General features: G+C 50.2%; 11 protein-coding genes. 8 read left to right on the forward strand and 3 right to left on the reverse strand.

Annotated elements, in window-relative coordinates:
* Positions 1-60: 60 nt before the first annotated feature.
* From tamA to PUN32_RS08565, 3 genes are read left to right on the forward strand one after another with little or no spacing between them, the layout of a single operon-like run.
* Entirely contained in the window at positions 61-1,788 is a 1,728-nt protein-coding gene (tamA, locus tag PUN32_RS08555) for an autotransporter assembly complex protein TamA (RefSeq protein WP_274722710.1), read from the forward strand.
* Positions 1,785-5,552 carry an autotransporter assembly complex protein TamB gene (gene tamB, locus PUN32_RS08560; RefSeq protein ID WP_274722711.1) on the forward strand — a complete coding sequence of 1,256 codons (3,768 nt, stop codon included), beginning with the start codon at positions 1,785-1,787 and terminating at the stop codon, positions 5,550-5,552. The genes tamA and tamB overlap by 4 nt, the downstream gene beginning before the upstream one ends.
* Positions 5,553-5,562: 10 nt before the next feature.
* On the forward strand, positions 5,563-5,910 hold the full coding sequence (locus tag PUN32_RS08565) for a gamma-glutamylcyclotransferase family protein (protein ID WP_166014284.1): 348 nt from the start codon (positions 5,563-5,565) through the stop codon (positions 5,908-5,910).
* A gap of 103 nt (positions 5,911-6,013) precedes the next feature.
* On the opposite strand, the gene ppa is transcribed toward PUN32_RS08565, so the two are convergent.
* Positions 6,014-6,544 carry an inorganic diphosphatase gene (gene ppa / locus PUN32_RS08570; protein WP_274722712.1) on the reverse strand — a complete coding sequence of 177 codons (531 nt, stop codon included), beginning with the start codon at positions 6,542-6,544 and terminating at the stop codon, positions 6,014-6,016.
* 85 nt (positions 6,545-6,629) lie between these two features.
* The gene (gene fbp, locus PUN32_RS08575; RefSeq protein WP_274722714.1) at positions 6,630-7,640 is read right to left on the reverse strand and encodes a class 1 fructose-bisphosphatase; all 1,011 of its coding nucleotides are present in this window, start codon (positions 7,638-7,640) and stop codon (positions 6,630-6,632) included.
* Between the two features lie 295 nt (positions 7,641-7,935).
* Here fbp and mpl point away from each other — a divergent pair, with 295 nt between their 5' ends.
* From mpl to thiQ, 5 genes are all read left to right on the forward strand, one after another.
* Positions 7,936-9,291: a UDP-N-acetylmuramate:L-alanyl-gamma-D-glutamyl-meso-diaminopimelate ligase gene (mpl, locus tag PUN32_RS08580; RefSeq protein WP_274722716.1), complete on the forward strand. Its 1,356-nt coding sequence runs from the start codon at positions 7,936-7,938 to the stop codon at positions 9,289-9,291.
* Positions 9,292-9,303: 12 nt separating this feature from the next.
* Positions 9,304-9,933: a flavin prenyltransferase UbiX gene (locus tag PUN32_RS08585; protein ID WP_274722718.1), complete on the forward strand. Its 630-nt coding sequence runs from the start codon at positions 9,304-9,306 to the stop codon at positions 9,931-9,933.
* 314 nt (positions 9,934-10,247) lie between these two features.
* The gene (gene thiB, locus PUN32_RS08590) at positions 10,248-11,240 is read left to right on the forward strand and encodes a thiamine ABC transporter substrate binding subunit (RefSeq protein ID WP_274722720.1); all 993 of its coding nucleotides are present in this window, start codon (positions 10,248-10,250) and stop codon (positions 11,238-11,240) included.
* A gap of 9 nt (positions 11,241-11,249) precedes the next feature.
* Complete coding sequence (thiP, locus tag PUN32_RS08595; protein ID WP_274722721.1) at positions 11,250-12,845, forward strand: thiamine/thiamine pyrophosphate ABC transporter permease ThiP; 1,596 nt, start codon at positions 11,250-11,252, stop codon at positions 12,843-12,845.
* Positions 12,839-13,552 (forward strand): thiamine ABC transporter ATP-binding protein, encoded by a 714-nt coding sequence (gene thiQ / locus PUN32_RS08600; protein ID WP_274722722.1) that lies wholly within the window; start codon positions 12,839-12,841, stop codon positions 13,550-13,552. The genes thiP and thiQ overlap by 7 nt, the downstream gene beginning before the upstream one ends.
* A gap of 103 nt (positions 13,553-13,655) precedes the next feature.
* Here thiQ and yjgA read toward each other — a convergent pair whose 3' ends face one another.
* Positions 13,656-14,225 carry a ribosome biogenesis factor YjgA gene (gene yjgA, locus PUN32_RS08605; RefSeq protein WP_274722723.1) on the reverse strand — a complete coding sequence of 190 codons (570 nt, stop codon included), beginning with the start codon at positions 14,223-14,225 and terminating at the stop codon, positions 13,656-13,658.
* Positions 14,226-14,239: the final 14 nt, after the last annotated feature.

Here is a 14,239-nt window from a genome sequence, read left to right on the forward strand (position 1 = left end):
TTGACGCTATGATGCCGATGTAGCAAAAATGTCACCGTTGTATAACGAGTTTAATCAAGCATGAGACGACCATCACTTCGCGCCTTAATTCTGCTCTGGCTCTGCTCCGCCCTATTGCCTGCGTTATGTTACGCCAATGTGAAGTTGGAGATCACCGGATTGAGTGGTGCAGACAAAGATAACGTAGACGCTTATCTCTCCTCGATTGCCCCATCAGACTATTCCACTAGCCTACGTTTTCAATCTCAACTTGAAAAGAGCATTACCGAGGCACTGAACGCGGTGGGTTATTATCATCCGCAGATTGACTTTAGTGTGGCAGCCGATAATCAGCGCTTAAGTGTGGCGGTGACACGCGGTGAAGTGACACGCTTTAGTGAGGTTGACATAGTGATCAGTGGTGAGGCGCACAACGACAATGATTTTCAACGCCTGATCAGAACCAGTGGCGTGGTGGTTGATCGCCGACTTAACCATAGCTTGTACGACAATCTAAAATCTGGGATCCGCAATCTTGCTCTGCAAAAAGGTTACTTCAATGGTGATTTTGAGCTCAGCCGATTGGAAGTGATCCCCGAGCTGAATCAAGCCCGAGTTAAGCTGCATTTTGCCAGTGGTATGCGTTATCAGTTTGGTCTCACCAGTATCGAAGGCAGTCAGATTGAGCAAAATCGAGTGCTGTCACTACGGCCGTTTAAACAAGGCGATCCTTATCTGGTGTCACAGGTGGGCGAGTTTAACCAAAATCTGTCCAATACTGATTGGTTCTCCTCGGTGCTGGTTGAGCCGGATCTCTCACAGTTAGAGCAAGGTCGAGAGTTGCCGATCAAAGTTACCTTGGCAGCGCAAGCGCGTAATCAGTTGGAAACCGGGATCGGTTATTCCACCGACGTTGGCGTGCGTGGCTCGCTAAAATGGAAAAAACCGTGGGTGAATAGCCAAGGCCATAGTTTTGATAGTAGTTTTTCGCTTTCGGCGCCGGAACAAACCATTACCGCTGGCTACAAAATCCCCTTAGATGACGCTTTGCATGAATATTATCGTATCCAATATGGCATGAAGCATGTCGATAAACGTGATACTCAGAGTATGGAGTCTAACCTCTCACTGGAGCGGCATTGGCTGCTGGAGAGTGGTTGGCATCGCTCGATATTTGTGCGTTATCTACTGGAAAACTATGAGCAAGGTCTGCAAGACGATAACAGCCAATTTGTGTTGCCTGGTGTCACTTATACCCGCACTCGTGCGCGCAGCAACAGCGGTTTACTGACTTGGGGTGATAAGCAAACCATCACCTTAGAGTATGGTGATCCACAACTGCTGTCTGAAACTCGGGTACTGCGGGTGCAAACTGGCTCTGCTTGGTTGCGAACTTATGCGCGTAATCATCGGGCGTTAATTCGGGTTGATGGGGGCGCCAACTTGGTTGAACAGTTTGATCAGCTTTCACCCTCATTACGTTTTTTTGCTGGTGGTGATAACAATCTGCGTGGTTACGGTTATGAATCCATTTCACCGAAAGATGCCAGCGGGGCATTGACTGGGGCGAAGTATATTGCGACCGGTTCACTGGAATATCAATATCGCTTAACCGGTAACTGGTGGGCAGCGATGTTTATCGATGTCGGCGATGCTTTCAATAATAACCCTGACTGGAAAAAGGGTGTTGGTACTGGGATCCGCTGGATCTCTCCGGTTGGGCCTATTCGGTTAGATTTTGCGTGGGGGTTGGATGCTACTCCTGGCGATGAGTTCAAAATCCACTTCACCTTAGGGCCTGAATTATGATCAAACGAGCACTAAAGTGGACCAAATGGTTGTCTATGTTGCTACTGATTTTGGTGATGGGGTTAGTGCTGGCGGTGGCAGGTGCGCTGTTTACCAACGCTGGACTACAAGCGGTGCTATGGGGGGCACAGTCGGCATTGCCTCAGTTGCAGGTTGCGCAAGCGCAAGGTGCGTTATTTCCCCGCTTTACTCTGCAAGGGGTGAGTTATGCCGACCGCGATCTTAATCTGACGCTGGCGGCGCAAACATTCAGCTTGGCGATCAATCCTAATTGTTTATTGGAGCCGAGTGTCTGCATTAATGAGTTGACGCTAAAAGGTTTGCGACTCGATTTACCCTCGCTGCCAGAGTCACCTACCGAGCTTGAGCCGGCGGTCGAGTCTGAGCCGTTGACATCGCTCTCGACCCCGATTCCGATCCGGGTCGGTAAACTGGCGCTGCAAGATATTCAGCTTAATATCCTCGGCCAGCAACTGGCTTGGCAGCAGTTGACCACTCGCGCAACGTGGCAAGGTAATCGGCTGCGGATTGGTCAAACTGAGTGGCAAGGGATCCGCCTCGCTCTCGCCGAGTCACAAGCTGAGCCAAGCAGTGAAACGCAAGCTTCCGCGACCAGTCATGTTCCACCTATCGTATTGCCATCAGTGCTGATCCCGCTGCAGATTGAGCTTGAACGTTTTGATTTGCGTGATTTCCAACTGCAGCAAGCTACCCCGATAGTGGTTAATCATTTCGGTTTTGCGGCTCGTGCATTTGAGCATCAAGTGTCGATTTCGAGCTTAGAGTTAAACATGCCGGAGCTGGTTGCCGAGCTACAAGGCCAAGTGACACTGAATCATGATTATCCATTACAGTTGGAACTAAAGAGTCAACTGCGGCTCGCTGATTTCAACGGCCAAACATTAAACCTGAGCGCGCAGGGCAGCTTGGCTGATCTGCAACTACAAGCGCGTTTGGATAAGCTAGCTCAAGCACAATTACGGGCGCAGTTGAATCTGTTAGCCACCGATCTGCCGTTTGATCTACAACTGTCGCAAGTTCGTGCCCAGTGGCCAATGCTCGGCGAGGCGGATTATCAGCTCCAAGTGCCTAATTTACGTGCCAATGGCTCATTGGCCAGCTATCAAATTACATTACAAAATGCAGCTTTACAGGGCGCAGATCTGCCCGACCTCAGTCTGACTCTTAATGGCCAAGGTAATTTGGATCAGATCGCGCTGTCATCATTCGAGATGGCGGCACTCGGTGGTAGCGTGGGCGGAACGGCTCGGTTGAACTGGAAAACTGCGCTCGACTGGGAGGCGCGATTAAAGCTCAATCATCTTCAGCCTGCCTTGCAGTGGCCAGCGGTGGAAGGTCATTTAAGTGGCGAACTCGAGACGCGCGGAGGATTAACTCAGCAAGGCGGCTGGCAAGTTGAGCTACCTCGTGTGGCAATTAACGGAGTGCTACGAGATTACCCACTACAACTGCGCGGTCAAGTCAGCGCCTCTGATCGGCAAGGGCTGGGCGATATTACTTTAGTCACGGAAGGTGTTTCTATCGTTCATGGCCCTAACTCATTGACCGCCAAAGGCCAATTGAACAAGCAGTGGCGCATGGCAGTTGAATTGGATGTGCCAGATTTAAGTAAATCGCTACCTGAAGCTCAAGGCAAAGTCATTGGTGATATTGTGCTGCGTGGTGATCTCAAACAGCCACGGGTTAAATTGCTGTTGGATGCCGATCAGGTGCGATGGCAAGATTGGGCGGCGATTGGGCATCTTACTTTACAAGGCAATTTAGCCGCGCTATCTGAGCCGCAAGGCGATCTCTCGCTGCAAGTGCGCGATGTGCAATATCAAGATCAACGCATCGATACACTCGATGTTAAAGCGCACGGCTCCCAGCAACGACATAACGTGACGCTGGATCTCACGTCAGCACTGGCGTCAACCAGCCTAGCCGTAAATGGCCGCTTACGTTTAGAGCCTAGCCTGCGTTGGCAAGGTGAGCTAGAGCGGATGTGGCTTAGCTCATCGCAAGGGCGGTGGCAATTACAGCAAGCCACCGCATTATCCTTTGACCAAGCCAGTGAGCGGGTTACGCTTGCTGCTCACTGCTGGGGGCAAGCTGCGGCTCAGATCTGTTTAGAACAGGAAGCTCAGTTAGGTGAACGTGGTGCCGCACGTATTGCGATTAAGCAATTTGACTTTAGCCAATTGGCGGATTTATTGCCGAAACTAACCAAGCTCAGTGGTCAGCTTGATGGTCAAGTAACGGCGAAATGGGCGCCGAATACCGCACCGCAACTGCAAGCCGACTTGAGTTTAAGCAAAGGGCAAGTTATCCAAAAACTGGAAAAAAATCTGATTTTTGGCTGGGATCATGCACGGTTGTCGGCCAAGTTGGCGCGTAATCAATTGCAGGCCAATTGGCTAGTCGCAGCGACCGATAACGGGGATTTTTCTGGTGCCATCTCGATTGCTGATGTGCGTAGCGAGCAGAAAATCATGCAGGGCGAGCTTAATCTCAGCACGTTTAATTTGGATTTTCTACAACCTTTGATTGGCGAGTACAGCGAGGCAAAATCCAACCTGAACGCCGAGCTACAATTTAGTGGTCCTATGCTGCATCCACAATTACACGGTGAAATTAGTGCTAATGATATTCGAGTGATCGGTGAGATCACTCCGGTGGATATTCCTTCTGGTCAAGTGTCACTCAAATTTAATGGTTATCAGGCAAGCTTAAATGCGGATATTGCTACCAGCGATGGTCTGCTTGAAGTTGATGGTGATGCCGATTGGCAGCAATTAGACAACTGGCGCTTAACCACCCGCGTACATGCCTCATCGATGAGGGTTGAGTTACCGCCTATGGTGCGGGTCAAAGTGGTGCCCGATCTCACTCTCGCCATGCAACCGCAATTGGCTAAAGTGACCGGCAATATTGCCTTGCCATGGGGACGGATTGTGGTGGAGGAGTTACCACCGAGTGCGATCGGTATTTCCAAAGATCAAGTGGTACTGAATGCCAATTTTGAACCAGTGACTGAGCCAAATTCACTGCCATTTAGTCTCGAAACCGATATTAATCTGCAAATTGGTGATGATTTCCAACTTAAAGCGTTCGGCTTACAAGGCAATTTAGTTGGACGACTTAATGTGGCGCAGAAGGATAAAGGCCCATTTATTTTGGGTGAAGTGAATATTCGCGATGGTCAGTACCGCTCGTTTGGACAAGATTTACAAATCAAAGAGGGTAAAATCTTGATGAATGGCCCGGCCGATCTGCCCTATTTGGCGATCACTGCCATCCGCAACCCGAATAACACTCAAGATGATGTGGTGGCTGGGGTGCGGGTCAGTGGTCCTTCAGATAATCCTTCCTTGGTAATTTTTTCTGAACCGGCGATGCCGCAAGCTAACGCGCTGTCTTATTTATTGCGTGGACAGAATATTGATGGTGAAGCGGGTGGTAATGCGATGACCACTACCTTGATTGGGCTAAGTTTGGCACAAAGTGGCAAATTGGTTGGCGAGATCGGCCAAGCCTTTGGTGTGCAAGATCTACAACTGGATACCTCAGGCTCAGGCGATGATTCGCAAGTGACGGTCAGTGGCTATATTTTACCCGGCTTGCAAGTTAAATATGGGGTGGGCATTTTTAATTCACTGGGCGAGTTTACGATCCGTTATCGTTTGATGAAGGATTTGTATTTAGAGGCGGTTTCTGGGGTCAATGGTGCCGTAGATCTGCTCTATCAGTTTGAATTTAACTAAGGAGGGAGATGTGCAGCACCTAGTTTTTGTGTATGGCACTTTGCGCCAAGGAGAGAGCAACCACTTTTATTTACAGCACAGTCAGTTGCTTGGCCAATTCGAAACCAAACCTGAGTATGCGCTGTATGATTTAGGCGCCTATCCGGGCTTAGTCGAAGGACATCAATCGGTATATGGTGAAGTCTATTTGGTGGATCAGCCCACCTTAGCCCAGCTCGATCAGTTGGAGGATGTGCCAGTAGAGTACCGGCGTGATACGATTGAAACTCCGTTTGGTACTGCTTGGATCTACATTTATCAACCGGCGCATCATTGCCATTCACTGATTGGATCGGGTGATTGGTGCCAGCGTGTTTAATCGGATGAATTGAACAAGCTGATTTAACGCATTGAGTTAAAATTTTACCTTAGCAGGATAAGCCGACCGTGGGTTGGCTTATCCTACAGGTGCCAAGTGGTGATTACGCATCTTGCGCGCGTTGATAAGCCGTGAGGATCTCAGTGCGTGCTGCAGTGGCATCAGCCCAGCCATCCACTTTTACCCACTTGCCGGATTCCAATTCTTTATAATGTTCAAAGAAATGAGTGATCTGGGCTTTGAGGAGTGGCGGTAAATCATCCACATCTTGAATGTGATCGTACTCCTTAGACAGCTTAGTGTGCGGCACGGCCACCACTTTGGAATCTTGACCCGATTCATCACTCATCTGTAATACCCCAACCGGACGGCAGCGGATCACTGAACCTGGGATCAGTGGGTATGGCGTCGGAACCAATACATCAACCGGATCGCCATCCAGTGACAAGGTGTGGTTAATGTAACCATAGTTGCAGGGGTAGAACATCGGTGCGGACATAAAGCGATCGACAAACACGGCGCCAGATTGTTTATCAACTTCATATTTGATCGGATCAGCATTGGCTGGGATTTCAATCACCACGTAAATATCGTTAGGTAATGATTGACCAGCAGGAACATGGTTTAAGCTCATGTCGTATTTCCTTGATTGGGGCCAGAGTTGAAATAATTGGTGGATAACTTGTGCAAGCTTAGTCAAGTTTGCGTGAACGCTTGGCCTAATCCGGATAATTTTTTAAAAATGTTTCGACCTGGCGCAGCATATTTTTTGAACCAACGAAAAAAGGCACGCGCTGATGCAGCTCAAGCGGGGTGATCTCCATAATCCGCTGTTGGCCATCTGATGCGAGGCCACCAGCTTGCTCGATTAAAAATGCCATCGGATTACATTCATACAGTAAGCGCAGTTTGCCATGTGGGTGACTTTGCGTACTTGGGTATAAATAGATGCCACCTTTGAGTAGGTTGCGATGAAAATCGGCCACCAAAGAACCGATGTAGCGTGATGTGTAAGGGCGATCTTGTTGCGGTACATTCTCTTGGCAGTATTTGAGGTATTTTTTTATCCCAGTTGGGAAGCGGATGTAGTTGCCTTCATTGATTGAGTAAATTTTACCATCCGCCGGAATACGCATATTTTCGTGTGACAGATAAAAAGTGCCAAGGGAGGGATCGTAAGTAAAACCATTCACCCCATTGCCAGTGGTGTACACCAGCATGGTTGATGAGCCATAAATCACGTAGCCTGCCGCTACTTGCTGATGGCCGGGCTGCAGAAAATCAGCTTGGGTTGGCGGAGTGCCCACCGGCGACACGCGGCGATAAATGGAAAAAATGGTGCCCACCGAAACGTTGACATCAATATTTGATGAACCATCGAGGGGATCCATCAGCACCACGTATTTGGCATTTTTATTGAGTGCTTTATTAAACACCACCGCCTCATCTTCCTCTTCGCTGGCCACCCCGCAGACTTGATCGCGCGCTTCTAAGGCCGCTTTGAATGTCTCATTGGCATACAGGTCGAGCTTTTGTTGCTGCTCACCTTGGATATTGTCATGACCCGACGCGCCAATAATATCCGCTAATCCGGCTTTGTTAATTTCTCGGTTGACGATTTTCGCGGCCAAACGAATCGAGGCCAACAGGGAGGAGAGTTCACCGCTGGCATGAGGAAAATCATGTTGTTTGGCGAGAATAAACTCACCGAGAGTACGCATTTTTTGCATGGCAAGACCTTTATTTTTGTATTGGGGGAGATGTGCATCGCACGCCAGTGTGCGCCGCTAAGTTGCTCAGCAAGATCGAGGGATCCTCTAGTGGGATCGATAACGCTATGCCGCTTGCTGAGCATCGATTGTAAAACTCAGATCTTTTTACGGGTATTGAACTAACCGACCGAGATCTCACTTTGCTCGGCAATCATTTCTAATTTACATCTGGCGGAATAGTCAGGCTCGCTTTTACCTGGCGGATCGGGATAATGGAGAGATTCCAATTGCACCGTAACAAGGCTGGCTTTTTATGCATATTCATATCTTGGGGATCTGTGGCACTTTCATGGGTGGCGTCGCAATGCTGGCGCGGCAACTCGGCCATAAAGTCACCGGCAGCGATGCCAATGTTTATCCGCCAATGAGCACCATGCTAGAAGCGCAGGGCATCGAGATTATTGAAGGTTTTGATCCGGCTCAGTTGGAGCCTAAACCTGATCTGGTGGTGATCGGTAACGCGATGAGCCGAGGTAATCCTTGTGTGGAATATGTGCTTAACCACAATCTGCGCTACACCTCTGGCCCACAGTGGCTACAAGATTTTTTGTTGCACGATCGCTGGGTGATTGCGGTCTCTGGCACGCACGGTAAAACCACCACCTCCAGCATGATCGCCTGGATCTTAGAGCAGTGCGGTTATCAGCCAGGATTTTTAGTCGGTGGGGTGCTGGGTAATTTCGGCATTTCTGCCCGCTTAGGCGACAGCATGTTTTTTGTAGTTGAAGCCGATGAATATGACAGTGCTTTTTTCGATAAACGCTCGAAGTTCGTGCATTACCATCCGCGCACGTTAGTGATGAACAATTTAGAGTTCGATCATGCAGACATCTTCGATGATTTAGAAGCGATCAAGCGGCAATTTCACCATTTGGTGCGTACGGTGCCAGGCAATGGTCGCATTTTGGCGCCCAAAGCGGATGTGGCATTAGCCGATGTGTTAACGCGCGGCTGCTGGAGTGAAACCGAGTTCAGTGGTGAACAAGGCGAGTGGCAAGCGGAAAAAATCACCGCTGATGGTTCACAATTCCATGTCTTGCTCAAAGGTGAGCGGGTTGGCCAAGTCAATTGGAACTTAGTTGGCGATCACAACGTCAATAATGCCTTGATGGCGATAGCGGCTGCGCGTCATGTTGGGGTTGCGGCCGAGCTCGCTTGTGAAGCTTTAGGGCAATTTATCAATACTAAGCGCCGTTTGGAGTTGAAAGGCGAAATCAATGGTGTGGCGGTGTATGACGATTTTGCCCATCACCCAACCGCGATTGAACTTACACTGGGTGGCTTACGTAACAAGGTCGGTGATAACAAAATCATCGCCGTGCTCGAACCGCGCTCGGCGACCATGAAACTTGGTGTGCATAAACAAACCTTAGCGGCTGCGCTGCACAGTGCAGATTCGGTCTATCTATATCAACCGGCGGATCTGAGCTGGTCGGTGGAAGAGGTTGCTCAGCAGTGCTCGCAGCCTGCGCAAGTTTGCCGCGATATCGATCAATTAGTCGCGTTGATTGCCCAACAAGCCCAAGCGGGGGATCAGATTTTGGTGATGAGTAACGGTGGCTTTGCGGGTATTCATGGCAAACTGCTTAGCGCGCTACAAACGCAATAATTTAAGGTGAGCATGAACAATCTTCGAACCATTACCTTGGCTTGGACAGGGGCTTCCGGTGCCCCTTATGGGCTACGTTTATTGCAATGCCTGTTGGCGGCCGATTATCAAGTCTACTTACTGATTTCATCGGCGGCCCGCGTAGTGCTAGCGACCGAGCATGGCTTGAAGCTACCCGCGAATCCTCAAGCCGCACAAGCCGTGTTGGTCGAGCATCTCGGCTGCGCCAGTGATAAGTTGGTGGTGTGTGGCAAAGAAGATTGGTTTTCACCGGTCGCCTCCGGCTCGGCCGCGCCGCGACAGATGGTCGTCTGCCCGTGTTCGGTAGGCAGTGTGGCGGCGATTGCTCATGGTATGTCGGATAACCTGATTGAGCGCGCTGCCGATGTAGTGTTAAAAGAGCGTGGTCAACTGCTATTGGTGGTGCGTGAAACGCCGTTTTCGACCCTGCATCTGGAAAATATGCTCAAACTGTCGCAAATCGGCGTGACGATCATGCCAGCAGCGCCGGGCTTTTATCATCAGCCGCAATCAATTGACGATCTGGTTGATTTTATGGTCGCGCGCATTCTCGATCACCTTGGCGTAGAGCAAGCGCTCGTGCCGCGTTGGGGCTATGATCAACGCGCGCGCGGTGAGTAATTAACTCTCCACTTCCTACTTTAAGCTGCAGCGGTGTTGGCTGTCATTCCAAGTCGTTTATAGCCAGTGGTGATTGTCCGCTACTGGCTAATTACCCTATTTGCCATTACAATTCAGTCCACTCACGGGGGGCAACCCATTCACTCGAATGGCGCTGAGATCAAGCACTGCTTGGGACCCGCAATGACCGCGATGTTCGCGGTTTAACCTGAACCAGATAATGCTGGCGTAGGAATTGAGTTAGGTGTGCAGAATGCAATAATGGACGATTCTCTGCCTCCCTCAAGCCTGTGCCGCTCAAAGGAGAGCGAGCCTTGAAATTTCAACTGACTGCGGTTGCACTAGCAACCCTATGTGTTACCTCTGCAGCGTCTGCTGCGCCAATCCTCACTGTTTACACTTACGACTCTTTTGCCGCCGATTGGGGGCCTGCTCCGGCGATTGAAAAAGCCTTTGAAGCACAATGTGGCTGCGATGTGCAGTTTGTTGCGTTAGAAGATGGTGTGTCCATCCTCAACCGTCTGCGCTTAGAAGGCCGTAACAGCAAAGCGGATGTGGTGCTCGGGCTGGATAACAATTTAATGGCCGAAGCCAAACAAACCGGTCTATTCGCCACCCACAGTGTTGATACCAGCAAGGTAACCTTGCCCAACGGTTGGCGTGACGATACGTTTGTACCTTATGACTATGGCTATTTTGCTTTTGTGTATAACCAAGAGAAGCTGACTAACCCACCGACCAGCTTAAAAGAGCTGGTGGAAAAACGTGATGATCTGAAAGTGATTTATCAAGATCCGCGCACTTCAACACCGGGGCAGGGTTTGCTGCTGTGGATCAAATCGGTGTATGGCGATCAAGCCGCGCAAGCCTGGCAGCAACTGGCGCGCAAAACTGTGACCGTGACTAAAGGCTGGTCGGAAGCCTATTCGATGTTCCTGAAAGGTGAAGCGGATTTGGTACTCTCTTACACCACATCACCTGCTTACCATTTGATTGCGGAGAATGATCCGCGTTTTGCCAGCGCTCATTTTAGTGAAGGGCACTACTTGCAAGTGGAAGTCGCCGCCAAAGTCAAAACCAGTCACAATGGCGAATTGGCGGATCAATTCCTACAATTTATGCTTAGCCCTGAGTTTCAACGCGTGATCCCAACCGGTAACTGGATGTATCCGGTCATAGCCGTTGAGCTGCCGGCTGGATTTACTCACTTAGCCCAGCCAGACCAAGCTCTGTCATTCACTGCTGAGCAAGTCGCACAACAGCGTAAAGCTTGGATCCGTGAATGGCAGCAAGCGCTGAGCTTGTAAGGTGCCAGCTTGAATCACATTCCTCAATTAGGTTGGTGGGTCGCGGCGGGGATCGCGACCTTTGTCTGTGCCGCATTAGCGGCTCTGTTGTGGCAAGCCCCATCACTCAATTTGCAACTGATCTGGCAAGATGCCTATTATTGGCATGTCACAAAATTCAGTTTCTATCAAGCCTTGTGCTCGACCGTGATCAGTGTCGGGTTAGCGATCCCGGTTGCCCATGCATTCAGCCAGCGCCGTTTCCCGGGGCGAGATTTGCTACTCAAACTGTTTGCGATGACCTTAGTGTTGCCGGTGCTGGTGGTGATTTTGGGCTTGCTGGCGATCTACGGTAACAGCGGTTGGTTAGCCCAATCGCTGCACCGTTTTGGGCTATCACTACCGTTTTCGATTTATGGCCTTAACGGCATTTTGCTCGCCCATGTACTGTTTAACTTGCCTTATGCCAGCCGTTTGCTACTGCAAAGTTTAGAGGCGATCCCCAGTGAGCAGCATAAATTGTGTGCTCATCTGGGCATGAGTCGTTGGCAGAAGTTTAAGTTGATCGAGTGGCTGCGTATGCGCCAGCAACTGCCACATGTGGCGGGCTTAGTGTTCATGCTCTGCTTTACCAGTTTTACCACCGTGATGGCGCTGGGTGGGGGACCACAAGCCACCACCATTGAACTGGCGATTTATCAAGCGATCAAATTCGATTTCGATTTACACATCGGCGCACTGTTGGCGATTTGGCAAATGTTGCTGTGCACATTATTCACTCTGGGTGTGCAGCGGTTAGCGCCCGCTCGCCCGTTCAGTCGCGTATCAAGCCAAGTCGCGCATCGTTGGTTACGCGATTCATGGCGCGCTAAGCTGTGGGATGCCGGTTGGATTATTGCGATATCGGCTTTGGTATTGCCGCCACTGCTGATGGTGTTGCTGGCTGGGATCAATGCAAAATTGGCCAGCGTGTTGATCAGTAGCGCGTTTTGGTCAGCACTGCTGAACTCGGTGCAAGTAGCGAGTCTTGCCAGTAGCCTAGCGCTGGCGAGCGGGATCGCGATGTTGCTCACCAGTCGTGCGCTGCGTTTAAAAGCGGCGCATCGCCGCGCGGGCGGTATTGAATGGGTGGCCAGTTTAATTTTGGTGACGCCGGGATTGGTGGTGAGCACTGGGCTATTTTTACTGCTGCGCAATATCACCGATGTGTTTAGTGTGGCGTTTTGGATTGTGGTGGCGGTGAATGGCTTAATGGCGTTGCCATATGTGGTGAAAACGCTCAGCCAGCCAATGTGGCATTTGGCACAGCAGTATCAATGGTTATGTGCCAGTTTAGGCCTATCCGGTTGGCGTAGATTTCGTTTGGTGGAGTGGCGTGCGCTGCGTAAACCTATCTCCCATGCGTTTGCGATCGGTTTTCTACTCTCGATGGGAGATTTAAGTGCGATTGCCCTGTTTGGTAGCCAAGATTTTCGCACTCTGCCGCTCTATCTCTATCAACTGCTGGGCAGTTATCAGATGGATACCGCTGCGGTGGTGGCGTTGGCCATGCTGCTCATCAGTGTCGGCTGGTTTTATCTGCTGGAGCGATTGTTGACTCAGCGTCAGCGAGGAGAGTCATGTTAAGGTTAGAAAAAGTGTGCTACGAGTATGAGCACGAATGGTTTGAGTTTGATCTGCAGGTAGCCGCTGGCACGATTATGGCGCTGATGGGCCCCAGTGGTGCTGGTAAATCGACCTTGCTCAGTTTAGTCGCGGGGTTTATTGAGCCGGTTAGCGGCAGTATTAAAGTTAATGACCAGTCGCTACTTGGTTTAGCGCCTTACCAGCGGCCATTTTCGATGCTGTTTCAACAACATAACTTGTTTGAACATCTGACAGTGCGCGACAATATTGGCTTAGGTTTGCACCCGGGGCTTAAATTGAGCGCTGTGCAGCAACGGCAAGTAGAACAAGCCGCGCAGCAAGTGGGGATTGCCGAGTATCTGGATCGTTTACCCAATCAGCTTTCCGGCGGTCAGCAGCAGCGAGTGGCGTTAGCGCGCTGCTTCGTTCAACCCAATCCGATTTGGCTGCTTGATGAGCCTTTTTCAGCTCTTGACCCGCTACTGCGTGAAGAGATGTTAGCTCTGGTTAAACAGTTGGCCGCTGAACGCCAGCGCACGGTCGTGATGGTGACCCATCATTTAAGTGATGCGCGGGCGATTGCCAGCCAAGTGGCTTTCTTAAGTCAGGGTAAGGTGCAAGTGGTGAGTGATTGTCAGGCGCTCAGTGTGCAGCATCCTTATCCTCAATTGGCACAGTTTATCGCGGCAGCAGTGAGTGAGGCGTAATAACGTTTACTCAATGGTGATCAATTGGCTATAAAAAAGGTTAGCTTGCGCTAACCTTTTTTGATCCTGTTGCTTAACACGCGATGGCTTGTTGCCGAGGCTGTTATTGCGCGGAATCCAGATCGTCTTCACTCTGTTCTTCGATCTCTTGCTTGGCCAACATGGCTTCTTTTAGCAGTTGGAAGATCTCGCGTGACGATTTTGGCGGCTTGTTGGCCGCTTTTTCTTTGGTGGCTTGACGGGCTAACAGACGTAGACGTTGACGATCCGCATCGGGATAGAGTGCCAGCGCTGCTTCAATCGCGCTATCGCCTTCCGCCACAATACGATCGCGCAACAGCTCTAACTTATGCAGTAAAGCTGTGGTTTGCGAATGTTTGTTACGCACTTTATCCAATGCGGTTTGTAGCGGTTCTGGGTCAATATGGCGCATCAATTTGCCAATATATTGCAACTGGCGGCGACGGGCTTCATTTTTAAAGCGCTGGGCATCTTTAATCGCTTCTGCCAGTTCTTCGGTCAGAGGGAATTTAGCTAATGCTGATGGCTTGAGCTCAACCAGCTCTTCACCCAGTTTTTGTAATGCCAGCATGTCGTTTTTCATTTCGGTTCTGCTGACCCAAATGATCTCTTCTTCCTCTTCCCAAGGGGCCTTCTGATTTTTACGTGCCATCTTCTTTCATCATG

Source organism: Vibrio chanodichtyis (assembly GCF_028863985.1).
GTDB lineage: Bacteria > Pseudomonadota > Gammaproteobacteria > Enterobacterales > Vibrionaceae > Vibrio > Vibrio chanodichtyis.